This is a genomic window from Stenotrophomonas daejeonensis (assembly GCF_001431505.1).
Taxonomy (GTDB): Bacteria; Pseudomonadota; Gammaproteobacteria; order Xanthomonadales; family Xanthomonadaceae; genus Stenotrophomonas; species Stenotrophomonas daejeonensis.
The window spans coordinates 1-26,387 of sequence record NZ_LDJP01000043.1; the positions used below are offsets into that span (position 1 = coordinate 1).

24 protein-coding genes and 2 tRNA genes are annotated in these 26,387 nt (G+C 67.5%); 25 read left to right on the forward strand and 1 reads right to left on the reverse strand.

Annotation, left to right across the window (positions count from 1 at the left end):
- Positions 1-17: 17 nt before the first annotated feature.
- Complete coding sequence (locus ABB34_RS07700; RefSeq protein ID WP_057640695.1) at positions 18-530, reverse strand: methylated-DNA--[protein]-cysteine S-methyltransferase; 513 nt, start codon at positions 528-530, stop codon at positions 18-20.
- Positions 531-656: 126 nt separating this feature from the next.
- Between ABB34_RS07700 and accD the strand changes: the two genes are divergently transcribed.
- The 25 genes from accD (at position 657) to rbfA (ending at position 26,334) form a co-directional block, all read left to right on the forward strand.
- The gene (gene accD, locus ABB34_RS07705) at positions 657-1,544 is read left to right on the forward strand and encodes an acetyl-CoA carboxylase, carboxyltransferase subunit beta (RefSeq protein ID WP_057640697.1); all 888 of its coding nucleotides are present in this window, start codon (positions 657-659) and stop codon (positions 1,542-1,544) included.
- A complete protein-coding gene (gene glmM / locus ABB34_RS07710) occupies positions 1,544-2,920 on the forward strand; it encodes a phosphoglucosamine mutase (protein WP_057640698.1) in 1,377 nt (458 codons plus the stop codon). Before accD ends, glmM begins: the two co-directional genes overlap by 1 nt.
- Before the next feature lie 70 nt (positions 2,921-2,990).
- Entirely contained in the window at positions 2,991-3,929 is a 939-nt protein-coding gene (locus ABB34_RS07715) for an isopenicillin N synthase family dioxygenase (RefSeq protein ID WP_057640700.1), read from the forward strand.
- A gap of 291 nt (positions 3,930-4,220) precedes the next feature.
- Positions 4,221-4,976 (forward strand): triose-phosphate isomerase, encoded by a 756-nt coding sequence (tpiA, locus tag ABB34_RS07720; protein WP_057640702.1) that lies wholly within the window; start codon positions 4,221-4,223, stop codon positions 4,974-4,976.
- Between the two features lie 24 nt (positions 4,977-5,000).
- A complete protein-coding gene (gene secG / locus ABB34_RS07725) occupies positions 5,001-5,426 on the forward strand; it encodes a preprotein translocase subunit SecG (RefSeq protein ID WP_057640703.1) in 426 nt (141 codons plus the stop codon).
- 50 nt (positions 5,427-5,476) lie between these two features.
- Positions 5,477-5,561: transfer RNA gene (locus tag ABB34_RS07730), tRNA-Leu, on the forward strand.
- Between the two features lie 109 nt (positions 5,562-5,670).
- On the forward strand, positions 5,671-6,027 hold the full coding sequence (locus tag ABB34_RS07735; protein WP_057640705.1) for an NADH-quinone oxidoreductase subunit A: 357 nt from the start codon (positions 5,671-5,673) through the stop codon (positions 6,025-6,027).
- On the forward strand, positions 6,018-6,572 hold the full coding sequence (locus ABB34_RS07740; protein WP_057640706.1) for a NuoB/complex I 20 kDa subunit family protein: 555 nt from the start codon (positions 6,018-6,020) through the stop codon (positions 6,570-6,572). Before ABB34_RS07735 ends, ABB34_RS07740 begins: the two co-directional genes overlap by 10 nt.
- Positions 6,573-6,604: 32 nt before the next feature.
- Positions 6,605-7,360, forward strand: a complete 756-nt coding sequence (locus ABB34_RS07745; protein WP_057640709.1) for an NADH-quinone oxidoreductase subunit C — start codon at positions 6,605-6,607, stop codon at positions 7,358-7,360.
- The gene (locus ABB34_RS07750) at positions 7,357-8,664 is read left to right on the forward strand and encodes an NADH-quinone oxidoreductase subunit D (RefSeq protein WP_057640712.1); all 1,308 of its coding nucleotides are present in this window, start codon (positions 7,357-7,359) and stop codon (positions 8,662-8,664) included. The genes ABB34_RS07745 and ABB34_RS07750 overlap by 4 nt, the downstream gene beginning before the upstream one ends.
- 91 nt (positions 8,665-8,755) lie before the next feature.
- Positions 8,756-9,283, forward strand: coding sequence for an NADH-quinone oxidoreductase subunit NuoE (gene nuoE / locus ABB34_RS07755; protein WP_057640714.1), 528 nt, complete (start codon positions 8,756-8,758; stop codon positions 9,281-9,283).
- 3 nt (positions 9,284-9,286) lie between these two features.
- Positions 9,287-10,624 carry an NADH-quinone oxidoreductase subunit NuoF gene (gene nuoF, locus ABB34_RS07760; RefSeq protein ID WP_057640716.1) on the forward strand — a complete coding sequence of 446 codons (1,338 nt, stop codon included), beginning with the start codon at positions 9,287-9,289 and terminating at the stop codon, positions 10,622-10,624.
- Positions 10,621-12,867, forward strand: coding sequence for an NADH-quinone oxidoreductase subunit NuoG (nuoG, locus tag ABB34_RS07765; protein ID WP_057640718.1), 2,247 nt, complete (start codon positions 10,621-10,623; stop codon positions 12,865-12,867). The genes nuoF and nuoG overlap by 4 nt, the downstream gene beginning before the upstream one ends.
- Complete coding sequence (gene nuoH / locus ABB34_RS07770) at positions 12,864-13,955, forward strand: NADH-quinone oxidoreductase subunit NuoH (RefSeq protein WP_057640720.1); 1,092 nt, start codon at positions 12,864-12,866, stop codon at positions 13,953-13,955. The genes nuoG and nuoH overlap by 4 nt, the downstream gene beginning before the upstream one ends.
- 3 nt (positions 13,956-13,958) lie before the next feature.
- Positions 13,959-14,447, forward strand: coding sequence for an NADH-quinone oxidoreductase subunit NuoI (nuoI, locus tag ABB34_RS07775; RefSeq protein WP_057640722.1), 489 nt, complete (start codon positions 13,959-13,961; stop codon positions 14,445-14,447).
- A gap of 10 nt (positions 14,448-14,457) precedes the next feature.
- The gene (locus ABB34_RS07780) at positions 14,458-15,105 is read left to right on the forward strand and encodes an NADH-quinone oxidoreductase subunit J (RefSeq protein ID WP_057640725.1); all 648 of its coding nucleotides are present in this window, start codon (positions 14,458-14,460) and stop codon (positions 15,103-15,105) included.
- Positions 15,102-15,407, forward strand: a complete 306-nt coding sequence (gene nuoK / locus ABB34_RS07785; protein WP_057640727.1) for an NADH-quinone oxidoreductase subunit NuoK — start codon at positions 15,102-15,104, stop codon at positions 15,405-15,407. Before ABB34_RS07780 ends, nuoK begins: the two co-directional genes overlap by 4 nt.
- Positions 15,408-15,414: 7 nt before the next feature.
- Complete coding sequence (nuoL, locus tag ABB34_RS07790) at positions 15,415-17,517, forward strand: NADH-quinone oxidoreductase subunit L (RefSeq protein WP_057640729.1); 2,103 nt, start codon at positions 15,415-15,417, stop codon at positions 17,515-17,517.
- A 19-nt stretch (positions 17,518-17,536) separates the two neighbouring features.
- Positions 17,537-19,048 carry an NADH-quinone oxidoreductase subunit M gene (locus ABB34_RS07795; protein ID WP_057640731.1) on the forward strand — a complete coding sequence of 504 codons (1,512 nt, stop codon included), beginning with the start codon at positions 17,537-17,539 and terminating at the stop codon, positions 19,046-19,048.
- 37 nt (positions 19,049-19,085) lie between these two features.
- A complete protein-coding gene (gene nuoN, locus ABB34_RS07800; protein WP_057640753.1) occupies positions 19,086-20,546 on the forward strand; it encodes an NADH-quinone oxidoreductase subunit NuoN in 1,461 nt (486 codons plus the stop codon).
- A 208-nt stretch (positions 20,547-20,754) separates the two neighbouring features.
- Positions 20,755-20,831 (forward strand) — tRNA-Met (locus ABB34_RS07805).
- A 200-nt stretch (positions 20,832-21,031) separates the two neighbouring features.
- Positions 21,032-21,619 (forward strand): ribosome maturation factor RimP, encoded by a 588-nt coding sequence (rimP, locus tag ABB34_RS07810; RefSeq protein WP_057640733.1) that lies wholly within the window; start codon positions 21,032-21,034, stop codon positions 21,617-21,619.
- 4 nt (positions 21,620-21,623) lie between these two features.
- Positions 21,624-23,132 (forward strand): transcription termination factor NusA, encoded by a 1,509-nt coding sequence (gene nusA / locus ABB34_RS07815; protein WP_057640734.1) that lies wholly within the window; start codon positions 21,624-21,626, stop codon positions 23,130-23,132.
- Positions 23,133-23,262: 130 nt separating this feature from the next.
- Positions 23,263-25,881 carry a translation initiation factor IF-2 gene (gene infB, locus ABB34_RS07820; protein ID WP_057640736.1) on the forward strand — a complete coding sequence of 873 codons (2,619 nt, stop codon included), beginning with the start codon at positions 23,263-23,265 and terminating at the stop codon, positions 25,879-25,881.
- A 75-nt stretch (positions 25,882-25,956) separates the two neighbouring features.
- The gene (gene rbfA, locus ABB34_RS07825) at positions 25,957-26,334 is read left to right on the forward strand and encodes a 30S ribosome-binding factor RbfA (protein WP_057640738.1); all 378 of its coding nucleotides are present in this window, start codon (positions 25,957-25,959) and stop codon (positions 26,332-26,334) included.
- Positions 26,335-26,387: the final 53 nt, after the last annotated feature.

Sequence of the window (26,387 nt, forward strand, 5' to 3'; positions counted from 1 at the left end):
GAAATGACAGTTGACTCCTATATTGCTTGGCCGAACAGATCGGTGGCCGGCTTCGGCAACGCCCCTTCCAGTTCCAGCAAAAACCGCTTGGCCTCCAGCCCGCCGCTGAACCCGGTCAACGCGCCATTGGCGCCGACCACGCGGTGGCAGGGCAGGATGATGCCCAAAGGGTTGCGGCCATTGGCCGCGCCCACCGCGCGGCTGGCGCCGGGGCGCCCCAGCCGCGCGGCCAGCTGCGCGTAGGTACTGGTCTGTCCATAGGGAATGTCCGCCAGGGCGAACCAGACTTCGCGCTGGAACGGCGTGCCCTGCGGCGCCAGCGGCAGGTCGAAGGCGCGCCTGTGCCCGGCGAAGTATTCGTCCAGCTGCACCCGCGCCCGTGACAGCAGCGGATGGTCGGCCTCGCGCCAGCCATCGCGGGGCAGGAACCAGTCGTCTTCCGGGAACTCGACCGCATGCAGCCCGTTCTCGGACGCGGACACGGTGAGCGGCCCCAGCGGGCTGTCGATCTGGCGGAAATGGATGGTCACGGCGGTTTTCGGGCGGTACGGGGCAGGGGCGCCGGGCGCTGTACGCTACCGTCGGTTTGCCGCCGCGCGCTAGACTGTCGGCCTTCTCGCGGCCCCCGGCCGCCCTGAACGGAACCGTCATCCCGCATGAGCTGGATCAGCAAATTGATGCCGTCCGGCATCCGCACCGACAACTCGCCGACCAAGAAACGCAGCGTCCCCGAGGGCCTGTGGGAAAAGTGCAGCAGCTGCGGCGCGGCGCTGTACCGGCCGGAGCTGGAGGAGAACCTGGAGGTCTGCCCGAAGTGCGGCCACCACATGGCGATCCGCGCCCGCGCCCGCCTGGCGGCGCTGTTCGATGCCGACAGCACCACCGAGATCGCGGCCCGCCTCGGCCCGACCGACCTGCTCAAGTTCAAGGACCAGAAGAAGTACGCCGAGCGGATCAAGGCCGCGCAGAAGAACACCGGCGAGTACGACGCGCTGGTGGCGATGCGCGGCACCCTCAAGGGCCGCCCGCTGGTGGCGTCCTCGTTCGACTTCGCCTTCATGGGCGGCTCGATGGGCTCGGTGGTCGGCGAGCGCTTCGCGCTGGCCGCCGAAACCGCCCTGGAGCTGGGCTGCCCGTTCGTCAACTTCTCCGCCAGCGGCGGCGCACGCATGCAGGAAGGCCTGTTCTCGCTGATGCAGATGGCCAAGACCTCGGCCGCGCTGGCCAAGCTGCGCGAGGCCGGGTTGCCGTACATCTCGGTGCTCACCCACCCGACCACCGGCGGCGTGTCGGCCTCGTTCGCGATGCTGGGCGACATCAACATCGCCGAGCCGCAGGCGCTGATCGGCTTCGCCGGCCCGCGCGTGATCGAGCAGACCGTGCGCGAGAAGCTGCCCGAAGGCTTCCAGCGCTCGGAGTTCCTGCTCGAGCACGGCGCCATCGACCAGATCTGCGACCGTCGGCAGATGCGCGAGCGCCTGGCCGACCTGCTGGCGATGCTGATGCGCCAGTCGCGCCCGGGCGACGATACGGCGGCAGCCTGATGGCCGCGCGCAGGTATTTCGGCACCGACGGCATCCGTGGCCGGGTCGGCGAAGGGGCGATTTCCGCCGATTTCGTGCTGCGCCTGGGCAACGCCTACGGGCAGACGCTGGTGAAGGCGCTGCAGGCGCGGGGCACCGGCCGCAAGCCGCTGGTGGTGATCGGCAAGGACACCCGCATCTCCAACTACATGTTCGAGGCCGCGCTGGAGGCCGGGCTGGTCGCCGCCGGCGTGCACGTGCAGCTGATGGGGCCGATGCCGACCCCGGCGGTGGCGCACCTGACCCGCTCGCTGCGCGCCGACGGCGGCATCGTCATTTCCGCCTCGCACAACCCGCACCACGACAATGGCATCAAGTTCTTCTCCGCGCAGGGCGAGAAGCTCGACGACGCCACCGAGCTGTCGATCGAGGCCGCGCTCGACCTGCCGTTCTCGACCGTGCCGTCCGAGCAGCTGGGCAAGGCGGTGCGTACCCGCGACGCCATCGGGCGCTACGTCGAGGCCTGCAAGAACTCGGTGCCGCGCGACTTCGACCTGTCCGGCATGCGCATCGCGGTGGACTGCGCGCATGGCGCGACCTACCAGGTGGCGCCGCTGGTGCTGCGCGAACTGGGCGCCAGCGTCGATGCCATCGGCGTCGAGCCCAATGGCGTGAACATCAACGACGGCGTCGGTTCGCTGCATCCGGAAGCATTGGCCGAACGCGTGCGCGCGGTTGGCGCGCACCTGGGCGTCGCCTTCGACGGCGACGGCGACCGCCTGCTGTTCGTGGACGGTGACGGCAACGTCCACGACGGCGACGACCTGCTGTACCTGCTGGCGCTGGACTGGCAGGCCAGCGGCCGCCTGCGCGGCCCGGTGGTGGGCACGCTGATGACCAACTTCGGCTTCGAGCAGGCATTGGCGAAGGCGGGCATCGGCTTCATCCGCGCCAACGTCGGCGACCGCTACGTCCACCAGGCGCTGTTGGAGCACGACGGCGTGCTCGGCGGCGAAGCCTCTGGCCACCTGCTGTGCCTGGACCGGGCGACCACCGGCGACGGCATCATCAGCGCCCTGCAGGTGCTGGAAGTGCTCAAGCACCGCGGCATCACCCTGCAGCAGGCGCTGGCTGGCCTGAGCCGGGTGCCGCAGCAGACCGTCAACGTCCGGGTCGGGCAGGGCGTGCCGGCCAAGGCGATGGTGCAGTCCGACGCGGTGGTGGCGGCGCTGGCGGCCGCGCAGCAGGCGGTGGCCGGCCGCGGCCGCGCCTTCCTGCGCCCGTCCGGCACCGAGCCGGTGGTGCGGGTGACGGTGGAGGCCGACGATGCCGGGCTGGTGCAGGCCACGCTCGAGCGCCTCGCCGACGCGGTCAGGACCGCCGCCGGGGTGGCCTGAGCCGGATTAATGCATTCACCAGGGCGCGGCGGCAACGTCGGCGCCCCGATTCTTCCCCAGGAGTAGTCCCGTGAGTTCCCGCATTCCCACCCTCGACATCACCCGCTTCGACAGCGACCGCGACGCCTTCGTGGCCGAGCTGGGCGCGGCCTACCGCCAGTGGGGCTTTGCCGGCATCCGCAACCACGGCATCGCCCAGGCCGACATCGACGCCGCCTACGGCGTGTTCAAGGCGTTCTTCGCCCTGCCCGAGGAAGTGAAGAAGCAGTACCACGTCCCCGGCGGCGGTGGCGCCCGTGGCTACACTCCGTTCGGGGTGGAAACCGCCAAGGGCTCCAAGCACTTCGACCTCAAGGAGTTCTGGCACATCGGCCGCGAGATCGCCGACGACTCCAAGTACCGCGCGGTGATGCCGCCGAACCTGTGGCCGGACGAAGTGCCGGGCTTCCGCGAGCATGGCTACGGCCTGTACCAGAAGCTCGATGCGCTGGGTTCGCGGGTGCTGTCGGCGCTGGCGCTGCACATCGGCCTGCCGCAGGATTATTTCGCCGACAAGACCAACAACGGCAACTCGATCCTGCGCCCGATCCACTACCCGCCGATCACCACCGACGACATCCCCAACGTGCGCGCCGGCGCGCATGGCGACATCAACTTCATCACCCTGCTGGTCGGCGCCAGCGCCGCCGGGCTGGAGGTGCAGTCGCACGAGGGCGAGTGGGTGCCGTTCACCTCGGACGCGGACACCATCGTGGTCAACATCGGCGACATGCTGCAGCGCCTGACCAACCATGTGTACCCGTCCACCATCCACCGCGTGGTCAACCCGCCGGGCGACCTGGCGCGGCAGCCGCGCTACTCGGTGCCGTTCTTCCTGCACCCGAACCCGGATTTCCTGATCGACGTGCTGCCCTCGTGCATCAGCGCCGACAACCCCAGCCGCTACCCGGAGCCGATCACCGCCCACGGCTTCCTCGAAGAGCGCCTGCGCGAGATCAAGCTGAAGTAAGCAACGGAGGCCGCTGCGAGGCGGCCTTTGTACTTGCGGGTAGTGCCGGCCGCTGGCCGGCAACCTCGCACTCCTCGCCATCCGCAGGTCGGGGCTACGTCCCCGACGCTCCATGCATTCGACATCAAGCGTCGGGGACGCAGCCCCGACCTACCCTGTCATTGTTGCGGTTGCCGGCCAGCGGCCGGCACTACCCGGAATATCGGGTTTGTCCCGGGTTGTCCGCCGCTTGTCCTGCGGCTGTCTGTAGTGGGCTATCCTTCGCCCACTTTTCAAGGGAGTCGTTCCTGAATGCGTCGCAAGATCGTTGCCGGTAACTGGAAGCTGCATGGCAGCCGTCAATTCGCCAGCGAGCTGGTGGGGCAGGTGGCCGCCGGCCTGCCGCTGGAAGGGGTGGAACTGGTGATCCTGCCGCCGCTGCCCTATCTGGGCGACCTCGTCGAGGATTTCGAGGGCACGGCGCTGGCCTTCGGTGCGCAGGACGTCAGCAGCAACGAAAAGGGCGCCTATACCGGCGAGGTGTCGGCGTCGATGCTGGTGGACGTGGGGGCGGGTTACGGCCTGGTCGGCCATTCCGAGCGCCGCCAGTACCACCATGAAAGCAGCGAACTGGTGGCGCGCAAGTTCGTCGCCGCGGCCAATGCCGGGCTGGTCCCGGTGCTGTGCGTGGGCGAGACGCTGGAGCAGCGCGAGGCCGGGGCGACCGAGCAGGTCATCGCCGCGCAGCTGGCGCCGGTGCTGGAACTGGCCGGCGTGGCCGCCTTCGCGCGGGCGGTGGTGGCCTACGAGCCGGTCTGGGCCATCGGCACCGGCCGCACCGCCACCCCGGGGCAGGCGCAGGCCGTGCATGCGTTCATCCGTGGCGAAGTTGCCGGGCGCGATGCTAGAATCGCCGATTCGTTGCCGATCCTGTATGGCGGCAGCGTCAAGCCCGACAACGCCGCCGAGCTGTTTGCGCAGCCCGACGTCGATGGCGGGCTGGTGGGCGGCGCCTCGCTGGTGGCTGCCGATTTCCTGGCCATCGCACAGGCGGCGGCCAGCCGCTAACGAAATGTCCGGGACGGTTTTGCGATGTTGATGACGATCCTCAATGTGATCTATGTGCTGGTGGCGATCGCGATGATCGCGCTGATCCTGATGCAGCGCGGTTCCGGTGCGGCCGCCGGTTCGGGGTTCGGTGCCGGTGCCTCGGGCACGGTGTTCGGCGCGCGCGGCGCGTCCAATTTCATGTCCAAGAGCACCAAGTGGCTGGCCGTGGTGTTCTTCGGCATCAGCCTGTTCATGGCCTGGTACGCCAGCCGCGGCAGCCGCCCCGCCGACGAGGGCCTGGGCGTGATGTCGCAGATCGAAGCGCCGGCGGCGCCGGTGAGCGAACTGCAGGCCGTGCCGCAGGCGACCGTGCCGGCCGAAGCCGAAGTGCCGCCGGCTGCCGCTCCGGCCGAAAATGCCACGCAACAGGGCGAAGAAAAGCCCGCCGAAAGCGCACACAAAGACTGAAGACGGTTACAATGCGCGGCGCACTGCGCAGGCAGATGCGCGGATGCAAAGCCCAGGTGGCGGAATTGGTAGACGCACTACCTTGAGGTGGTAGCGACGAGAGTCGTAGGGGTTCGAGTCCCCTCTTGGGCACCATTGTTCGTACGCGGGTACGCGGGTTGCGGCAGCACCCGCCGTGGCAAATCCCGTCAACCCCATGCCTTGGCACCCGCAGGTGCCCGGGCAGAGGCAAGAGAGAATCGCTGTGCTGGCCGAATATTTGCCGTCCCTGCTGTTCCTGATCGTCGCCACCGGCATTGGCATCGCTCTGATGCTGGTCGGTCGCTTCCTTGGTCCCCGCAGCCCCGACGAGCAGAAACTCTCGCCGTATGAATGCGGCTTCGAGGCGTTCGAGAACGCGCGCATGAAGTTCGACGTGCGCTACTACCTGATCGCCATCCAGTTCATCGTCTTCGACCTGGAAATCATCTTCATCGTGCCCTGGACCCAGGTGTTCATGGAGCTGGGCGCCCGCTCGCTCGTCACAATGGGCCTGTTCGTGGGCATGCTGTTCCTCGGCTTTATCTATGTGTGGAAGAAGGGAGCGCTGGAATGGGAGTGATTCAGACGCTCGATGGCCTGATGAACAACCCCATCCCGGAAGGGCGGGTTGACGACATCCTGCGCCCCGAAGGCGACAACCCGCTGCTCGACAAGGGCTACGTGACCACCAGCGTCGACGCCCTGCTGAACTGGGCGCGCACCGGCTCGATGTGGCCGATGACCTTCGGCCTGGCCTGCTGCGCGGTGGAAATGATGCACGCCGGCGCCTCGCGCCTGGACCTGGACCGCTACGGCGTGGTGTTCCGCCCGTCGCCGCGCCAGTCCGACGTGATGATCGTCGCCGGCACCCTGGTCAACAAGATGGCCCCGGCGCTGCGCAAGGTCTACGACCAGATGCCCGACCCGAAGTGGGTGATCTCGATGGGCAGCTGCGCCAATGGCGGCGGCTACTACCACTATTCCTATTCGGTGGTGCGTGGCTGCGACCGCGTGGTGCCGGTGGACGTCTACGTCCCGGGTTGCCCGCCGACCGCCGAGGCGCTGGTCTACGGCATCCTGCAGCTGCAGAAGAAGATCTGGCGCACCCAGACCATCGCCCGCTGATTCCCCTTCAAGTTCAAGAGCACGCCAGCCTCATGGCCCAGCAAGCAGCACCACTCATCGACCGACTTCGCGCGCGCTTCGCCGGTGCGCAGATCACCGTGGTCGAACCGCGCGGCGAAGTGACGCTGGAGGTTCCCGCGGCCGATTGGCATGCCACGGCGCTGGCGCTGCGCGACGAGCTCGGCTTCGAGCACGCCACCGACCTGTGCGGCGTCGATTACCTCGGCTACGGCAGCGACGAGTGGGACACCGCCGACGTGTCCTCGCAGGGCTTCAGCCGCGGCGTCGAGGGCAAGGCCACCGGCCGCTTCGCCTGGGGCGAGTTCCCCAGCCACGAGGAAGGCGGCGAAGGGGCGCAGCCCGACACGATGCCGCAGCAGCGCTTCGCCGTCGTCGTCCAGCTGCGCTCCTATAAGCACAACCAGCTGCTGCGCATCCGCTGCTTCGCGCCGAGTGAGTCGCTGCCGGTGGTGGCTTCGCTGACCGGCGTGTGGCCGGGCCTGAACTGGTTCGAGCGCGAGGCGTTCGACCTGTACGGCGTGATCTTCGAGGGCCACCCGGACCTGCGCCGGATCCTGACCGACTACGGCTTCGTCGGCCACCCGTTCCGCAAGGATTTCCCGCTGATCGGCAACGTCGAAGTGCGTTACGACGAAGAGAAGAAGCGCGTGGTCTACGAGCCGGTGACCTCGGTCGAGCCGCGCGTCGGCGTGGCCCGCGTGATCCGCGACGACGCCCGCTACCAGACCGCCGAAGGCGAGCGCGCGCAGACGGAGGCAAGCAAGTGAACGAGTTCCAGCAGGCGCACGAAGCGTTCGCCAGCAATCCCGCCGAAGCTCGGCAGGAGATCCGCAACTACACCATGAACTTCGGCCCGCAGCATCCGGCCGCGCACGGCGTGCTGCGCCTGATCCTGGAGATGGACGGCGAAACCATCGTTCGCGCCGATCCGCACGTCGGCCTGCTGCACCGTGCCACCGAGAAGCTGGCCGAGTCCAAGCCGTTCAACCAGTCCATCGGCTACATGGACCGGCTGGACTACTGCTCGATGATGTGCAACGAGCACGCCTACGTGCGCGCCATCGAAACCCTGATGGGCATCGAGGCGCCGGAGCGCGCGCAGTACATCCGCACCCTGTTCGACGAGGTCACCCGCATCCTGAACCACCTGATGTGGCTGGGTTCGAACGCGCTCGACCTCGGCGCGATGGCGGTGATGCTGTATGCATTCCGCGAGCGCGAGGAGCTGATGGACTGCTACGAAGCGGTGTCCGGCGCGCGCATGCACGCGACCTACTACCGTCCGGGCGGCGTCTATCGTGACCTGCCGGACGCGATGCCGAAGTACAAGGAGTCGCGCTGGCACAAGGGCGGCGCGCTCAAGCGCCTGAACGCCGCCCGCGAAGGCTCGCTGCTGGACTTCCTGGAGAACTTCACCAACGAGTTCCCCAAGCGCGTCGACGAATACGAGACCCTGCTCACCGACAACCGCATCTGGAAGCAACGCACCGTCGGCATCGGCGTGGTCACCCCGGAACATGCGCTGGCATGGGGCATGACCGGCGTGATGCTGCGTGGCTCGGGCATCGAGTGGGACCTGCGCAAGAAGCAGCCCTACGCCAAGTACGACGCGGTGGACTTCGACATCCCGCTGGGCAAGGAAGGCGACTGCTACGACCGCTACCTGGTCCGCGTCGCCGAGATGCGCGAATCCAACCGCATCGTCAAGCAGTGCGTGCAGTGGCTGAAGGCCAACCCCGGCCCGGTCATGGTCAGGAACTTCAAGGTCGCGCCGCCGAAGCGGGCGGAAATGAAGGAAGACATGGAAGCCCTGATCCACCACTTCAAGCTGTTCAGCGAAGGCTATTGCGTGCCGGCCGGCGAAACCTACGCCGCGGTGGAAGCCCCCAAGGGCGAGTTCGGCTGCTACCTGGTGTCCGACGGTGCCAACAAGCCGTTCCGCGCGCACCTGCGCGCGCCCGGCTTCGCCCACCTGTCGTCGATCGACTCGGTGGTGCGTGGCCACATGCTGGCCGACGTGGTGGCGATGGTCGGCACCTACGACCTCGTGTTCGGCGAGGTCGACCGGTAATGCCGGGCCATCGCACAACGCCCGGTGCCTGCGCGGCTTCGCTGCCGCGGGCATCGGTTTCCAAGAATCCGGTATTCGTTGAGGTCGGCCGATGAAGGCGACAGGCAATTTCGAGGCGGCGCGCGACGTCGACCCGATGGTGGTGTTGAGCGACAAGACCCGTGCTCACATCGATCACTGGCTGGCGAAGTTCCCGCCTGAGCGCAAGCGCTCGGCGGTGCTGCAGGGCCTGCATGCCGCGCAGGAGCAGAACCAGGGCTGGCTCAACGACGAGCTGATCGCCGCGGTGGCCAAGTACCTGGACCTGCCGTTCGTGTGGGCCTACGAGGTCGCCAGCTTCTACTCGATGTTCGAGACCGGGAAGGTCGGCCGCAACAACGTCGCCATCTGCACCAACATCAGCTGCTGGCTCAACGGCGCCGAGGACATCGTGCGCCACTGCGAGAAGAAGCTGGGCATCAAGCACGGCGAATCGACCGCGGACGGCCGCGTCTACCTCAAGCGCGAGGAGGAGTGCCTGGCCGGCTGCGCGGGCGCGCCGATGATGGTCATCAACGGCCACTACCACGAGCGCCTGACGCTGGACCAGGTCGACGCGCTGCTGGACGGGCTGGAGTAAGGCATGGCACACCACGAATCCAAGGGCCCGGTCGGACCGGCGCCGCTTCCGCACCAGGTGGTCTACACCACGCTGCACTACGACACCCCGTGGTCGTACGAGAACTACCTCAAGACCGGCGGCTACGCCGCGCTGCGCAGGATCCTCGAAGAGAAGATCGCGCCGGCCGACGTCATCGAGATGGTCAAGCAGTCCGGCCTGCGCGGCCGCGGCGGCGCGGGCTTCCCGACCGGCCTGAAGTGGTCGTTCATGCCCAAGGACGCGCCGCAGAAGTACATCCTGTGCAACTCGGACGAATCCGAGCCGGGCACCTGCAAGGACCGCGACATCCTGCGCTACAACCCGCATTCGGTGGTCGAGGGCATGGCGATCGCCTGCTACGCCACCGGCTCCACCGTGGCCTACAACTACCTGCGCGGCGAGTTCCACCACGAGCCGTTCGAGCATTTCGAGCAGGCCCTGGCCGATGCCTACAAGCACGGCTGGCTGGGCAAGAACGTGCTGGGCAGCGGCGTGGACATCGACATCTACGGCGCGCTGGGCGCCGGCGCCTACATCTGCGGCGAGGAAACCGCGCTGATGGAGTCGCTGGAAGGCAAGAAGGGCCAGCCGCGCTACAAGCCGCCGTTCCCGGCCAACTTCGGCCTGTACGGCAAGCCGAGCACGATCAACAACACCGAGACCTATGCCTCGGTGCCGGCGATCATCCGCAACGGCCCGGAGTGGTTCAAGGGCCTGAGCCTGACCGCCAACGGCGGCCCGAAGATCTTCTCGGTCTCCGGCTGCGTGCAGAAGGGCGGCAACTTCGAAGTGCCGCTGGGCACCACCTTCGACGAGCTGCTGGAAATGGCCGGCGGCCTGCGTCCGGGCCGCACGCTGAAGGCGGCGGTGCCGGGCGGCGTGTCGATGCCGGTGCTCAAGGCCGAGCAGCTCAAGGGCCTGCAGATGGACTACGACACCCTGCGCGCGCTCGGCACCGGCCTGGGCTCGGGCGCCATCGTGGTGCTGGACGACAGCGTGTGCTGCGTCAAGTTCGCCTGCCGCATCAGCCAGTTCTTCCACAAGGAATCCTGCGGCCAGTGCACCCCGTGCCGCGAGGGCACCGGCTGGATGCACCGGGTGCTGGAGCGCATCGTCGCCGGCAAGGCCACGATGGAGGACCTGCACCAGCTGCGCACCGTCGCCGGGCAGATCGAGGGCCACACCATCTGTGCCTTCGGCGAAGCGGCGGCGTGGCCGATCCAGGGGTTCCTGCGCCAGTTCTGGGACGAATTCGAGTACTACATCGTCAACGGTCATTCGATGGTTGACGGCAAGAAGGTGGAGGCTGCTGCCGCATGAGCGCGCAACCCGTGAACCCGAGCGAGGCGCCGGTGGCGCCGGAAGGACACGTCACCATCGAGATCGATGGGCAGACGCTGTTCGCGCCCAAGGGCTCGATGATCATCCAGGCCGCCGACAAGGCCGGCATCCCGATCCCGCGCTTCTGCTACCACGAGAAGCTGCCGATCGCGGCCAACTGCCGCATGTGCCTGGTGGACGTGGAGAAGTCGCCGAAGCCGTCGCCGGCCTGCGCCACGCCGGTCATGGACGGCATGAAGATCCAGACCCGCAACGAGAAGGCGCTCAAGTACCAGCGCTCGGTGATGGAGTTCCTGCTGATCAACCACCCGCTGGACTGCCCGGTCTGCGACCAGGGCGGCGAATGCGAGCTGCAGGACGTCTCGCTCGGCTATGGCCGTTCGGTCAGCCGCTTCAACGAGCGCAAGCGCGTGGTCGCCGACGAGGACATGGGCCCGCTGGTCGCCACCGAGATGACCCGCTGCATCCAGTGCACCCGCTGCATCCGCTTCACCGCGGAGATCGCCGGCACCTATGAACTGGGCGGCATGTACCGCGGCGAGAACCTGCAGATCGGCACCTATGACGGCAAGCCGCTGACCACCGAACTGTCCGGCAACGTCATCGACGTGTGCCCGGTGGGCGCGTTGACCAACAAGGTGTTCCAGTTCCGCGCCCGCCCGTGGGAGCTGACCGCGCGCGAATCGCTGGGTTACCACGACGCGATGGGCTCGAACCTGTTCCTGCACGTGCGCCGCGGCGAAGTGCTGCGCACCGTGCCGCGCGACAACGAGATGGTCAACGAGTGCTGGCTGTCCGACCGCGACCGTTACTCGCACCAGGGCCTGTACGCCGCCGACCGCGCGGTCAAGCCGCTGCGCAAGGTCAATGGCGAGTGGCAGGAAGTGAGCTGGGCCGAGGGCCTGGCCGCCGCCCGTGAAATCCTCGAAGCCCACCGTGGCGACGACCTCGGCGTGCTGGTGCACCCGTCCACCTCGAACGAGGAAGGCGCGCTGCTGGCGCGTTTGGCGGCGGGGCTGGGTTCGCAGAACATCGACCACCGCATCAACAACCGCGATTTCTCCGACGCCGCCGTGGCCGAGCCGTTCGGCCTGCTGATGGCCGAGATCGAGAACGCCGACCGCATCGTGCTGCTGGGCAGCAACATCCGCCACGAGCTGCCGCTGCTGCACGCCCGCCTGCGCAAGGCGCAGACCGGCAGGAGCGCGCAGATCTTCGCGGTCAACCCGGTCGATTTCGATTTCGCCTTCACCCTGGCAGGCAAGCAGATCGTCGCCCCGTCGAAGTTCGTCGAAGCGCTGGGCAACGCGGAACTGCGCGAGGCGGTGAAGGCTGGCGGCAACACCGTCGTCATCGTCGGCGCGATCGCCGAGAACCACCCGCAGGCCGCCGCGATCCGCGCCGCCGCGCGCGAGTTCGCCACCGCCACCGGCGCCAGGCTGTGCCGCATCCCGCAGGGTGCCAACGCCGTCGGCCTGTCGCGCGTCGGCGTGCTGCCGGCCGGCAAGGACGTGGGCGCGATGCTGGCGCAGCCGCGCAAGGCCTACGTGCTGTACGGCATCGAGCCGGGTCTGGACTTTGCCGATGCGCCGGCCGCGCGCAAGCCGCTGCTGGAAGGCAAGGTCGTGGCGTTCAGCCAGTTCGCCTGTGTCTCCACCCGCGACGTCGCCGACGTGATCCTGCCGATCGGCGCGCTGCCGGAAATCGACGCCACCCTGACCAACCTCGACGGCCGCGACCAGCAGGCCCGTGCCGGCGGCAAGTTGCCGGGCGAGGCCCGCGAGGGCTGGCGCGTGCTGCGCGCACTGGGCGGCGAACTGCAACTGGCCGGTTTCGACTTCACCGACCTGGCCGGCCTGCGTGCCGGCCTGCAGCCAGTGCAGGTCGCCGTGGCCGCCTCGGCGCAGCCGCAGGTGGCGGGCGAGGGCCTGGAAGTGGCCTGTACCCCGGCGATCTACCGCACCGACGCGGTGGTGCGCCGCGCCGAAGCGCTGCAGGCGCATCCGCTGAACAACGCGCCGCGTATCGTGCTCAACGCCGACGATGCCGCGCGCCTGCAACTGGTCGAAGGGCAGATGGCCAAGGTCGGCACCGATGCCGGCAAGGCGGCCCTGCCGGTCGTGGTCGACGCGCGCGTCGCCGCCGGCACGGTCTGGATTGAATCGGGCCACGGCGCCACCGCGCCGCTGGGCGCCGCTCGGGTAACGGTGGTGGCTGCATGAACGAGTTGCTGTTGAACGCGGTCGACCCGCTGTACCAGTGGTTCCTGTCGCTGGGCGACATCGGCTTGGTGCTGTGGACCGTGCTGAAGATCCTGCTGATTGCCATGCCGGTGATCATCTCGGTGGCCTTCTACGTGGTCTGGGAGCGCAAGCTGATCGGCTGGATGCACGTGCGCCACGGGCCGATGTACGTCGGCATGGGCATCTTCCAGGCGTTCGCCGACGTCTTCAAACTGCTGTTCAAGGAAATCATCCGCCCGGCCAGCGCGCACAAGGCGATCTACGTGCTGGCGCCGTTGATCGTGCTGGCGCCGTCGTTCGCGGCGTGGTCGGTGGTGCCGTTCGACTACAAGCTGGTGCTGTCCAACGCCAACGTCGGCCTGCTGTACCTGCTGGCGATGACCTCGCTGGGCATCTATGGCGTGATCCTGGCCGGCTGGGCGTCGAACTCCAAGTACGCCTTCCTCGGCGCGATGCGCTCGGCCGCGCAGATGGTCAGCTACGAGATCGCGATGGGCTTCGCCCTGGTCGGCGTGATGATCGCCGCCGGCAGCCTGAACCTGAGCCAGATCGTGCTGGCGCAGCAGGGCAGCTCGGGCTTCTTCGACTGGTTCCTGCTGCCGCTGCTGCCGCTGTTCGTCGTGTACTGGGTGTCCGGCGTGGCCGAGACCAACCGTTCGCCGTTCGACGTGGTCGAGGGTGAGTCGGAAATCGTCGCCGGGCACATGGTCGAGTACTCCGGCAGTGCGTTCGCGCTGTTCTTCCTGGCCGAGTACGCCAACATGATCCTGGTCAGCTTCCTGATCTCGATCTTCTTCGTCGGCGGCTGGCTGAGCCCGCTGCAGGGCTGGATCACGGCCGACGTGTCGCCGTGGGTCAACTGGGTCTGGACCGGCGGCTGGCCGTGGCTGCTGCTGAAGGTGCTGTTCTTCGCAAGTTCGTACATCTGGTTCCGTGCCACGTTCCCGCGCTTCCGCTACGACCAGATCATGCGTCTGGGCTGGAAGGTGTTCATCCCGCTGACCATCGCGTGGATCGCGGTGACCGCGTTGATGGTGTTCTACGGCGTGATCCAGAGGGGCGTTTGATTCATGAAAAAGATCACCCACTATTTCAAGAGCCTGCTGCTGCTGGAGCTGATCGCCGGCATGTGGCTGACGCTGAAATACGCGTTCCGGCCGAAGTACACTGTGCTGTACCCGATGGAGAAGTTCCCGCAGTCGCCGCGCTTCCGTGGCCTGCACGCGCTGCGCCGCTACCCGAACGGCGAGGAACGCTGCATCGCCTGCAAGCTGTGCGAGGCGGTATGCCCGGCGCTGGCCATCACCATCGACTCGGCCAAGCGCGAGGACGGTACCCGCCGCACCACCCGCTACGAGATCGACCTGTTCAAGTGCATCTTCTGCGGTTTCTGCGAGGAGAGCTGCCCGGTGGATTCGATCGTGGAAACCCACGTCCTCGAATACCACTTCGAGAACCGTGGCGAGAACATCGTCACCAAGCCGCAGCTGCTGGCGCTGGGTGATCGGCTGGAAGCCGAGATCGCCGAGCGCCGCGCCGCCGACGCCGCTTACCGCTGAGGACCGGAAGATGGATTGGTTGAATATCGCTTTCTGGTTCTTCGCGGTCGTGGCCGGCGTCGCCGCCGCCTCGGTGATCAGCGTGCGCAACCCGGTGTACGCCGTGCTGTGCCTGATCCTGACCTTCTTCTCCGTCGCCTGCGTGTGGCTGCTGGTGGGCGCCGAGTTCCTCGGCGTGACCCTGGTGCTGGTGTACGTCGGCGCGGTGATGGTGCTGTTCCTGTTCGTGGTGATGATGCTCGACGTGGACACCTCCAGCCTGCGCGAAGGCTGGGTGCGCTACCTGCCGGTCGGGCTCGTGGTCGCGGTGGTGATGCTGGTGCAGATGCTGACCCTGATCGGCATCAAGGCGCGTTCGGTCGAGGCGTTCCCGGCCGACAACGCCGCCGCGCTGGCCGCCGACAGCTCCAACATCACCTGGCTGGCGCGCAGCCTGTTCACCGAGTACCTGCTGCCGTTCGAGTTCGCCGCGGTGATCCTGACCGTGGCGGTGGTCGCGGCGGTGATGCTGACCCTGCGCCGCCGCACCGGCGTGAAGACGCAGGACCCGACCGCGCAGACGATGGTCAGGGCCGGCGACCGCCTGCGCGTGATCAAGATGGCGGCCGAGAAGCCGGCCGCAACCAAGAACGACGGCGGCGAGGAGGCCAAGCCATGATTTCCCTGGGCCACATGCTCGCGCTGGGCGCGGTGATGTTCTGCATCTCCGTGGCCGGCATCTTCCTCAACCGCAAGAACATCATCGTGCTGCTGATGTCGATCGAGCTGATGCTGCTGTCGGTGAACATCAACTTCGTCGCCTTCTCGCGCGAGCTCGGCGACACCGCCGGCCAGCTGTTCGTGTTCTTCATCCTCACCGTGGCCGCGGCCGAGGCCGCCATCGGCCTGGCGATCCTGGTGACCCTGTTCCGTACACGCCACACCATCAACGTGGGCGAAGTCGATTCGTTGAAGGGCTGAACCGCAGATGGAAATCACTCTCTCCAAGAGTCTGTTGATTGCAGTGGTGCTGGCGCCGCTGTTCGGCAGCATCATCGCCGGCCTGTTCGGTCGCCAGGTGGGGCGCAAGGGCGCGCAGTACGTCACCATCCTCGGCGTGGCGGTCAGCTGCGCGCTGTCGCTGCACGTGTTGTACCAGCTGCTGTGGGGCGGGGCGCAGCCGTTCAACCAGAACGTCTACACCTTCTTCGAGGTCGGCCAGTACTCGGCGCACGTCGGCTTCATGGTCGACCGCCTGACCGCGATGATGATGGCGGTGGTGACCTTCGTGTCGCTGCTGGTGCACATCTACTCGATCGGCTACATGGCCGACGACGACGGCTACCAGCGCTTCTTCAGCTACATCTCGCTGTTCACCTTTTCGATGCTCGCGCTGGTGATGAGCAACAACTTCCTGCAGCTGTTCTTCGGCTGGGAAGCGGTGGGCCTGGTGTCGTACCTGCTGATCGGCTTCTACTTCAAGAAGCCCAGCGCGATCTTCGCCAACATGAAGGCGTTCCTGGTCAACCGCGTCGGCGACTTCGGCTTCCTGCTCGGCATCGCCGGCGTGCTGTGGGTGTTCGGTTCGCTGGACTACGCCACCGTGTTCGCCAATGCCGGCGCCGCGCTCGGCAACGACGTGGTCGGCCATGCCACGATCCAGCTGATCGGCAACCACCAGTGGAGCATCGCCACGGTGATCTGCATCTGCCTGTTCGTCGGCGCGATGGGCAAGTCGGCGCAGGTGCCGTTGCACGTGTGGCTGCCGGACTCGATGGAAGGCCCGACCCCGATCTCGGCGCTGATCCACGCCGCGACGATGGTGACCGCGGGCATCTTCATGGTCACCCGCATGTCGCCGCTGTTCGAGCTGTCGCAGGCGGCGCTGGACTTCATCCTGTTCATCGGCGCCACCACGGCCTTCTTCACCGGCCTGATCGGCATCGTGCAGAGCGACATCAAGCGCGTCGTTGCGTATTCCACGCTGTCGCAGCTGGGCTACATGACCGTGGCGCTGGGCGTGTCGGCCTACTCGGGCGCGGTGTTCCACCTGATGACCCACGCCTTCTTCAAGGCGCTGCTGTTCCTCGGCGCCGGCTCGGTCATCATCGGCATGCACCACGAGCAGAACATGCTGAAGATGGGCGGCCTGCGCAAATACATGCCGATCACCCACATCACCATGTGGATCGGCACGCTGGCGCTGGTCGGCACCCCGTTCTTCTCCGGCTTCTACTCGAAGGACACCATCATCGAGGCGGCCGAGCTGCATGCCCACGCTTCGCACGGCTGGGTGGCCACCTATGGCTACTGGGCGGTGCTGGGTGGCGTGATCGTCACCAGCTTCTACAGCTTCCGCCTGTTGTTCCTGACCTTCTTCGGCAAGGAACGCTTCCGCGACGCGCACGGCGATCATGGCCACGGCCATCACGACGACCACCACGGCCACGGCGCGCACGAGCCGCACGAGTCGCCGTGGGTGGTGACCTTGCCGTTGGTCCTGCTGGCGATCCCGTCGGCGCTGATCGGCTTCTTCACCGTCGGTCCGATGCTGTTCGGCACCGACTGGACCGGCCATGCCGGCGGCCACGGCATCCCGGGGCAGGCGATGTCGTTCTTCACCGGCATCGTCGATTTCAACAACCCGGCGCGCGACACCATCGCCGAGCTGGGCAAGGAAGGCTGGCATGGCGCGGTGCAGTTCGCGCTGCACGGCCTGACCGCGCCGGCGTTCTGGCTGACCGTGGCCGGTTTCGCGCTGGCCTGGGTGTTCTACGTCTGGAAGCCGGAACTGGCCGGCAAGGCCCGCAAGAGCCTGTCGCCGCTGGTCTCGGTGCTGGAGAACAAGTACGGCTTCGACAAGCTGTGGATCGACGGCTTCGCCGGCGGCAGCGTGCAGCTGGGCAAGGCCTCGCGCGCCATCGACAGCAAGGTGGTGGACGGCGTGGTGGTGAACGGCACGGCCCGCGTGGTCGAGCTGGCCGCCAACCTGCTGCGCCGCACCCAATCCGGTTTCCTCTATCACTACGCTTTCGTGATGATCATCGGCCTGATCGCCCTGCTGGGCGTGCTGATGCATTTCTGGCGTTGACCTGTACGGAATAGAAAACGTGTCGAACTGGCCCCTGCTTAGTCTCCTCATCTGGCTGCCGATCCTCGGCGGTGCGTTGATCCTTGCCGTGCGCAACGCCCAGGCCGCCCGCTGGGCGTCGCTGGCGGTGGCACTGCTCACCTTCCTGCTGAGCATCGGCCTGCTCACCGGCTACGACCGCGGCGCCGCCGAGGTGATGCAGTTCGTCGAGCAGCGGCCATGGATCCCGGCCTTCGGCATCGGCTACAACCTGGCCGTTGACGGCATCGCCATCGCGCTGGTGCTGCTGACCACGCTGGTGGGCGTGCTGGTGCTGATCGGCGCCTGGGGCGTGATCAACAAGCGCGTCAACCAGTACGTCGCCGCCTTCCTGATCCTGGAAGGCGTCACCGTGGGCATCTTCGCCGCCACCGACGCGATGCTGTTCTACGTGTTCTTCGAGGCGATGCTGATCCCGATGTTCCTGATCATCGGCGTCTGGGGCGGCCCGCGCCGCATCTACGCGGCGATCAAGTTCTTCCTTTACACCTTCCTCGGCTCGGTGCTGATGCTGGTGGCGCTGGTCTACCTGTACATGAAGGGCGGCAGCTTCCAGCTGGCCGACCTGTACCAGCTGCAGCTGTCGGCCAAGGAGCAGACCTGGATCTTCTTCGCGTTCCTGATCGCCTTCGCGGTCAAGGTGCCGATGTTCCCGGTGCACACCTGGCTGCCGGACGCGCACGTGGAGGCGCCGACCGCCGGCTCGGTGATCCTGGCCGCGATCGCGCTGAAGATCGGCGGCTACGGCTTCCTGCGCTTCAACCTGCCGATCGTGCCCGACGCCAGCCATGAGTGGGCCTGGCTGGTGATCGCGCTGTCGCTGGTGGCGGTGATCTACGTCGGCCTGGTGGCGCTGGTGCAGGACGACATGAAGAAGCTGGTCGCCTATTCGTCGATCGCGCACATGGGCTTCGTGACCTTGGGCACCTTCATCGCCCTGTGGCTGGTGCGCGAGGCCGGCAACAGCGACGCCGCGCGGCTGGGCCTGCAGGGCGCGATGGTGCAGATGGTGTCGCACGGCTTCGTCTCCGGCGCGATGTTCACCTGCATCGGCGTGCTCTATGACCGCCTGCACACCCGCCGCATCGCCGACTACGGCGGCGTGGTCAACGTGATGCCGTGGTTCGCCGCGTTCGCGTTGCTGTTCTTCATGGCCAACTCGGGCCTGCCGGGCACCAGCGGCTTCGTCGGCGAATTCATGGTGGTGCTGGCCAGCTTCCAGTGGCATCCGCTGGCGGCCTTCGGCGCGGCGACCACGCTGATCATCGGCGCCGGCTATTCGCTGTGGCTGTACAAGCGCGTGTTCTTCGGTGAGGTGGGCAATGCGCACGTGGCCGAAATGAAGGACATCAACGGCCGCGAGTGGCTGGTGCTGGGCGTGTTCGCCGTCGGCACCCTGGTGCTGGGCTTCTACCCGCGGCCGCTGACCGAACTGATGGAGCCGTCCATCGCCAAGCTGGCGATGCAGATCGCTTCGAGCAAGCTGCTGTAAGCGGCCCCGTCGAGAGTATTGATTCCAGGATTTGATGATGACCACGCCGACGCTCCTGCCGTTGACCGCCGCCGACCTTCCGCCGTTGCTGCCCGAACTGGTGGTGGTCGGCGGTGCCTTCGCCCTGCTGATCCTCGACCTGTTCATCAGCCAGCGGCACAAGGTCTGGACCCACTTCCTGTCGGTCGCCGTCCTCGTCGTCGCCTTCGCGCTGCTGCTGGGCGGCGTGGGCGGGCAGGGCGAGGTGTTCCAGGGCATGTTCATCCGCGACGCCGCCGCCGATGCGATGAAGATCGTGGTGGTGCTGGTCACCGGCCTGACCCTGCTGTATGGCTGGAGCTACCTGCGCGAGCGCAACCAGTACCAGGGCGAGATCGCGGTGCTGTTGCTGTTCGCCTGCGCCGGCATGATGGTGCTGGTCTCGGCTGGCAGCCTGCTGATGGTCTACCTGGGCCTGGAACTGCTGGCGCTGAGCTCCTACGCGCTGGTCGCCAGCAACCGCGAGAACAAGCTGGCCGCCGAAGCCGGCATGAAGTACATCGTGCTCGGTTCGCTGGCCTCGGGCCTGCTGCTGTACGGCATGTCGCTGGTCTACGGCGCCACCGGCTCGCTGCACCTGGACGCGATCCGCGCGGCCGCCGTGCATTCGGACGAGCGCCTGCTGTTGTTGACCGGCGCGGTGTTCATGGTCGCCGGCGTGGCCTTCAAGCTCGGCGCGGCACCGTTCCACATGTGGCTGCCGGACGTCTACCAGGGCGCGCCGGCGCCGATCGCGCTGTTCATCAGCTCGGCACCGAAACTGGCTGCGTTCGGCATGGCCTACCGCCTGCTGGAGGCCGGCGTCGGCCCGTTGTCGGCCGAGCTGCAGTACGTGCTGGCCGGGCTGTCGGCGCTGTCGCTGGTGGTCGGCAACCTGATGGCGATCGCGCAGACCAACCTCAAGCGCATGCTGGCCTATTCGACCGTCTCGCACATCGGCTTCCTGCTGATGGGCATCGCCGGCGGCGGCGCGCAGGGCTACTCGGCGGCGATGTTCTACGCGATGGCCTACGCGCTGATGTCCACCGCCGCGTTCGGCGTGATCATCGCGCTGTCGCGTGCCGGCTTCGAGGCCGAGAACATCGAGGATTTCAAGGGCCTGAACGCGCGCAATCCGTGGATGGCCGGACTGATGCTGTGCGCGATGTTCTCGCTGGCCGGCATCCCGCCGTTCCTCGGCTTCTGGGCCAAGCTGGCGGTACTGGGCGCGACGATCCACGGCGGCCTGCTGTGGCTGGCGATCCTCGGCGTGATCAGCGCGGTGGTGGGCTGCTTCTACTACCTGCGCGTGGTCAAGGTGATGTACTTCGACGAGCCGGTCGGCGAGCCGCTGCCGCGCCACAACGACCGCGTGCTGGGCATCGTGCTGGGCGTGAACTGCGTGGGCCTGCTGGTGCTGCCGCTGGGCCTGGGCGTGTTGGCTGAATGGGTGCGTACCGCGTTCACGCATTTGTCCTGAAGTGGACACAAAGCGGTGCGCGTCGTGTAAGATGCGCGCCCTGAGTTGACGGCAACGGCGCGATCCGCGGTTGCCGAGGGTCGCCGGGAGGCGATCCGGCGGAAGGTCCCGGCCTTCCGTGTTTCTCCGGAGCTTTCCGGTTCGGGAGAAACAATGTGGCAATGAAGCTTGCAATATCGGCGACATTGCCCCATAATTCCGCTTCTGCTGCGGGGTGGAGCAGTCTGGCAGCTCGTCGGGCTCATAACCCGAAGGTCGCAGGTTCAAATCCTGCCCCCGCTACCAGTTTCGGCCTTCTTCAACATCCGTTGTCGAAGGCGCGATCTGGGCTCGCAGGAACGTTTGCTTCCGTTCCTGCAACCGGAATCCAGTCACCGGATTCATACCGGACAAAGGGCCCAGTCGGGCCCTTTGTTGTTTCCGCAAAACGAAAAGTCCGGCCGGGTCTTCCACGTTTTCCCCATTACCGAAATCAAGAGCAGGCTGTGAGCGACAAGGCTACTGAAATCGCGAATCTGCTGGGCCCCACCGTGCAGGCGCTGGGGCTGGATCTGCTGGGCGCGGAGTATCTGCCGGCGCCGGGCGGCGCGACGCTGCGCCTGTACATCGACGTGCCGCTGGCCGAGCAGCCCGAGCGCGTGGTCAACATCGACGACTGCGAGCGGGTCAGCCGCGAGGTTTCCGCGCAGCTGGACGTGGAGGACCCGATCAGCGGCAACTACACGCTGGAAGTGTCCTCGCCGGGCGTGGACCGCCCGCTGTTCACGCTGGAGCAGTTCGAGCGCCACCTCGGCGAGTCGGCCAAGGTCGGCCTGAAGCTGCCGCAGGAAAACCGCCGCCGCCTGCAGGGCGGGATCGTCGCGGTGGACCATGCACAGGGCACGGTGACCTTCGAGGTCGACGGCAAGCCGTTCGTGGCCGCTTTCGACAACATCGACAAGGCGCGCATCATTCCGGACTGGGCCGCCCTCGGCCTGGCTCCCGTCAAACCCGTTGGCCCGGCCCCCAAGGGCGGCAAGGCCGGCAACAAATCCAACAACGAAACCGCGGCCGGCAAGCCGCGTGCGGAGTAAGCCGATGAGCAAGGAACTTTTGCTGGTAGTCGACGCGGTCGCCAACGAGAAGGGCGTGCCGCGCGAAGTGATCTTCGAGGCGATCGAGGCCGCATTGGCCTCGGCGGCGAAGAAGCGTTACCCCGACCAGGACGTGCTGGCGCGCGTGTCCATCGACCACAAGGACGGCAGCTACGAAACCTTCCGCCGCTGGGAAGTGGTGGCCGACGACGTGGTGATGGAATCGCCGGACCGGCAGATCCGCCTGATGGACGCGGTCGACGAGGCCGACGGCGTCGAGGTCGGCGACTACATCGAAGAGCAGATCGAGAACCCGGACTTCGGCCGCATCGCCGCGCAGGCCGCCAAGCAGGTGATCGTGCAGCGCGTGCGCGAGGCCGAGCGCCAGCAGGTCGTGGACGCGTGGAAGGATCGCGTCGGCGAGCTGGTCACCGGCGTGGTCAAGCGCGCCGAGCGCGGCAACATCTACGTCGACCTGGGCGGCAACGCCGAGGCGTTCATTCCCAAGGACAAGGGCATCCCGCGCGACGTGCTGCGCGCCGGCGACCGCGTCCGCGGCTACCTGGCCGAGGTGCGCTCGGAGCCGCGCGGCCCGCAGCTGTTCATCAGCCGCGCCGCGCCGGAGTTCATGATCGAGCTGTTCAAGCTGGAAGTGCCGGAAGTCGGCCAGGGGCTGGTCGAGATCAAGGCCTGCGCCCGCGACCCGGGCGACCGCGCCAAGATCGCGGTGCTGGCGCACGACACCCGCACCGACCCGATCGGCGCCTGCATCGGCATGCGCGGCTCGCGCGTGCAGGCCGTGTCCAACGAGCTCAACGGCGAGCGCGTGGACATCGTGCTGTGGAACGAGAGCCCGGCCAACTTCGTCATCAACGCGATGGCGCCGGCCGAGGTGCAGTCGATCATCGTCGATGAAGAAAAGCATTCGATGGACTTGGCCGTGGCCGAGGACCGGCTGGCCCAGGCCATCGGCAAGGGCGGGCAGAACGTGCGTCTGGCCAGCCGCCTGACCGGCTGGCAGCTCAACGTGATGACCCAGGACCAGGTCACCGCCAAGTCCGAGGCCGAGCAGGCCGTCGCCCGCCAGCTGTTCATGGACAAGCTGGAAGTGGACGAGGAAATCGCCGGCATCCTGGTCAGCGAGGGCTTCAGCACCGTCGAGGAAATCGCCTACGTGCCGATCGGCGAGCTGCTGGCGGTGGAGGGCTTCGACGAGGACATCGTCGAGGAACTGCGTGCCCGTGCCCGCGACGCGCTGCTCAACGAGGCGCTGGCGGTGGAGGAGGGCGCCGACGGCGCGCCGGCCGACGACCTGCTGGCGCTGCCGGGCATGGACCAGGCCACCGCGCATGCACTGGCGGCCAATGGCGTGTGCACCAGCGAGGACCTGTCGGACCTGGCGGCCGACGAGATCGTCGAGTTCGGCATCGAGGGCGTGGACCTGGAGCGCGCCGCGGCGCTGGTCCTGGCCGCCCGCGCCGAAGAAATCGCCAGGTTGGAGCGTGGCGAATGATCGCCACGCAGGCACGTCTGGAGCGCGGCGAATGAGCCAGCGATGAACAGTGCCCTGAGCCGCTCAGGGCGTAGACTCCGCGCTGCCTTCGTACCTGTCGAGGGGGCGCCCAAAAGATCATAGGATCCGAATGTCGCAGCAAACCACCATCCGCAAGCTCGCCCAACTGGTCAACACGCCGGTGGAGAAACTGCTGGAACAGCTGGCCCAGGCCGGCATGAAGTTCAGCGGTCCCGACCAGGTCGTGACCAGCGCCGAGAAAGTGAAGCTGCTCGGTTTCCTTCGCCGTTCCCACGGCAAGGACGAGCAGGTTGCCGACGAGGCCGACGCCGCGCCGAAGAAGATCACCCTGAGCCGCCGCACGCAGCAGGAAGTGACCGTCAGCACCGGCCGCAGCAAGGCCACGGTGAATGTCGAGGTGCGCCAGAAGCGCACCTACGTCAAGCCGGGCAGCGGCGCCGGCGCGCCGGTGGTGGACCCCAGCGCCGAGCGCGAGGAAATCCTGCGCAAGCTCGAGGAGTCGCGCCAGCGCAACCTTGACGAGCAGCGCATGCTGGCCGAGAAGGACCGCGCGCGCGCCGAGGAAGCCGCCCGGCAGAAGGCGGCCGAAGAGGCCGAGCGCCTGCGCGCCGAGGCCGAGCAGAAGGCCGCCGAGGCCGCGGCGCAGGCCGCCAGCGCCCCGGCGGCGGTGGACGAGGGCGACGAACCGGCGGCCAGGAGCGTGCGCCATGCGCCGCCGCCGAGCCGCGCCGCCGAACGTCCTTCCTCGCACGCCAAGCCGGGCAGCCGTGCCCGCGGCGCGGCGGGCGATGACAACGGCCGTTTCGGTGGCCAGCTGCACCTGTCGGCCTCCGACCGCGCCCGGCGCGGCAGCAACAACGGCAACACGCGCGGCCGCCCGGGCGGGCGCCCGCAGCATGGCCGCCGCGGCTCCGAGCAGTCGCGCGGCGGTGGCGGCAGCCACGGCTTCGAGCGTCCGACCGCACCGGTGGTGCGCGAGGTCGCCATCGGCGAGACCGTCACCGTGGCCGACCTGGCGCAGAAGCTGGCGCTGAAGGGCGGCGAGGTGGTCAAGGCGCTGTTCAAGATGGGCGTGATGGCCACCATCACCCAGTCCATCGACCACGACACCGCGGTGCTGGTGACCGAGGAGCTGGGCCACAAGGCCGTGCGCGCCGACAACAACGACGCCGAAGACGCGCTGCTGGCCATGACCGATGCCAACCAGGGCGACGCGGTGTCGCGTCCGCCGGTGGTCACCATCATGGGCCACGTCGACCACGGCAAGACCTCGCTGCTGGACTACATCCGCCGCACCAAGGTCGCCACCGGCGAGGCCGGCGGCATCACCCAGCACATCGGTGCCTACCACGTGACCACGCCGAAGGGCGTGATCAGCTTCCTCGACACCCCCGGCCATGCCGCGTTCACCTCGATGCGCGCCCGCGGCGCGCAGCTGACCGACGTGGTGGTGGTGGTGGTGGCCGCCGACGACGGCGTCATGCCGCAGACCAAGGAAGCCATCCAGCACGCCCGCGCCGCGAACGCGCCGATCGTGGTGGCGATCAACAAGATCGACAAGTCCTCGGCCGACCCGATGCGGGTCAAGAACGAACTGCTCGCCGAGCAGGTCGTGGCCGAGGAGTTCGGTGGCGACATCCAGATGGTGGAGATCTCGGCCAAGACCGGCCAGGGCATCGACGACCTGCTGGACGCGATTTCGCTGCAGGCCGAAGTGCTGGAGCTGAAGGCGGTGGCCGAAGGCCGTGCCGCCGGCGTGGTCATCGAGTCCGCGCTGGACAAGGGCCGCGGCCCGGTGGCGACGGTGCTGGTGCAGCAGGGCCAGCTCAAGAAGGGCGACTACCTGGTGTGCGGCATCCAGTACGGCCGCGTGCGCGCGCTGTTCGACGAAACCGGCAGCCAGGTGGCCGAGGCCGGCCCGTCGATCCCGGTGCAGGTGCTGGGCCTGTCCGGCGTGCCGGATGCGGGCGATGACTTCGTGGTCGTCGAGGACGAGCGCCTGGCCAAGGACGTGGCGCAGCAGCGCGAGACCAAGCGCCGCGAATCGCGCCTGGTCGCCAGCGCGGGCAGCCGCATGGAAGACATCATGGCGCAGCTGGGCAAGGGCGATGGCCAGCAGGTGCTGAACCTGCTGATCAAGGCCGACGTCCAGGGCTCGGTGCAGGCGCTGTGCCAGTCGCTGGTGGGCTTGTCCAACGACGACATCCGCATCAACGTGATCCACTCCGGCGTGGGCGGCATCACCGAATCGGACGCCAACTCGGCGGTCGCCTCCAAGGCCACGGTCATCGGCTTCAACGTGCGTGCGGACGCCTCGGCGCGGCGCATCATCGAATCCAATGGCGTCGACCTGCGTTACTTCTCGATCATCTATGACGTGATCGACCAGGTGAAGCAGGTGGCTTCGGGCCTGCTGGGCGTGGAAATCCGCGAGGAGATCATCGGCATCGCCGAGGTCCGCGACGTGTTCCGCAGCTCCAAGCTCGGCGCCGTGGCCGGCTGCATGGTCGTGGAGGGCGTGGTCAAGCGCAACAAGCCGATCCGCGTGCTGCGCGACAGCGTGGTGGTGTTCGAGGGCGAACTGGAATCGCTGCGCCGCTTCAAGGAGAACGTGGACGAGGTGCGCAACGGCACCGAGTGCGGCATCGGCGTGAAGGCCTACAACGACGTCAAGGCCGGCGACCAGATCGAGTGCTTCGAGCGCATCGAAGTGCCGCGCACCCTGTAACAGGCAACACCGGCCGGCCCGCGTCGTGCGGGCCGGCCGCGCTTCCCGACGCAGCAACCAGACGAGCGAGATTCCGTGCCCAAGACCTTCCACCGTACCGACCGAGTTTCCGCGCAGATCCGCCGCGATCTGGGCACGCTGGTGCATGCCATGGTGCGCGAGCACGGGTTGCCGTCGGTCAGCGTTTCGGACGTGGAGGTCACCCGCGACATGGCCCATGCCAAGGTGTTCGTCACCGCGCTGATGCCGGAGCGTTCGGCCGAGGCGGTCAAGGGCCTGCGCGAGCTGGCCGGCGAACTGCGCACCGGCCTGGCCCGGGCGATGAAGCTGCGGCACGTGCCGGAACTGCATTTCCATTACGACGACTCGGTCGATCGCGGCGAGCGCATCGACAACCTGCTGCGCGACCTGCCCGATGCGCAGCCGGCACAGCCCGAGGCCGACGAAGAGTAGAAGCCGAGGCAGCCCGCGAGGGCTGTTCTGGTATCCGGCCGATCCTCCCGATA

Bases quoted from the DNA above. Each gene is read 5' to 3' on its own strand.
- accD (WP_057640697.1), top strand. From the start codon at position 657: ATGAGCTGGATCAGCAAATTGATGCCGTCCGGCATCCGCACCGACAAC.
- glmM (WP_057640698.1), top strand. From the start codon at position 1,544: ATGGCCGCGCGCAGGTATTTCGGCACCGACGGCATCCGTGGCCGGGTC.
- tpiA (WP_057640702.1), top strand. From the start codon at position 4,221: ATGCGTCGCAAGATCGTTGCCGGTAACTGGAAGCTGCATGGCAGCCGT.
- secG (WP_057640703.1), top strand. From the start codon at position 5,001: ATGTTGATGACGATCCTCAATGTGATCTATGTGCTGGTGGCGATCGCG.
- ABB34_RS07740 (WP_057640706.1), top strand. From the start codon at position 6,018: ATGGGAGTGATTCAGACGCTCGATGGCCTGATGAACAACCCCATCCCG.
- ABB34_RS07745 (WP_057640709.1), top strand. From the start codon at position 6,605: ATGGCCCAGCAAGCAGCACCACTCATCGACCGACTTCGCGCGCGCTTC.
- nuoE (WP_057640714.1), top strand. From the start codon at position 8,756: ATGAAGGCGACAGGCAATTTCGAGGCGGCGCGCGACGTCGACCCGATG.
- nuoF (WP_057640716.1), top strand. From the start codon at position 9,287: ATGGCACACCACGAATCCAAGGGCCCGGTCGGACCGGCGCCGCTTCCG.
- nuoG (WP_057640718.1), top strand. From the start codon at position 10,621: ATGAGCGCGCAACCCGTGAACCCGAGCGAGGCGCCGGTGGCGCCGGAA.
- nuoH (WP_057640720.1), top strand. From the start codon at position 12,864: ATGAACGAGTTGCTGTTGAACGCGGTCGACCCGCTGTACCAGTGGTTC.
- nuoI (WP_057640722.1), top strand. From the start codon at position 13,959: ATGAAAAAGATCACCCACTATTTCAAGAGCCTGCTGCTGCTGGAGCTG.
- ABB34_RS07780 (WP_057640725.1), top strand. From the start codon at position 14,458: ATGGATTGGTTGAATATCGCTTTCTGGTTCTTCGCGGTCGTGGCCGGC.
- nuoK (WP_057640727.1), top strand. From the start codon at position 15,102: ATGATTTCCCTGGGCCACATGCTCGCGCTGGGCGCGGTGATGTTCTGC.
- nuoL (WP_057640729.1), top strand. From the start codon at position 15,415: ATGGAAATCACTCTCTCCAAGAGTCTGTTGATTGCAGTGGTGCTGGCG.
- nuoN (WP_057640753.1), top strand. From the start codon at position 19,086: ATGACCACGCCGACGCTCCTGCCGTTGACCGCCGCCGACCTTCCGCCG.
- nusA (WP_057640734.1), top strand. From the start codon at position 21,624: ATGAGCAAGGAACTTTTGCTGGTAGTCGACGCGGTCGCCAACGAGAAG.
- infB (WP_057640736.1), top strand. From the start codon at position 23,263: ATGTCGCAGCAAACCACCATCCGCAAGCTCGCCCAACTGGTCAACACG.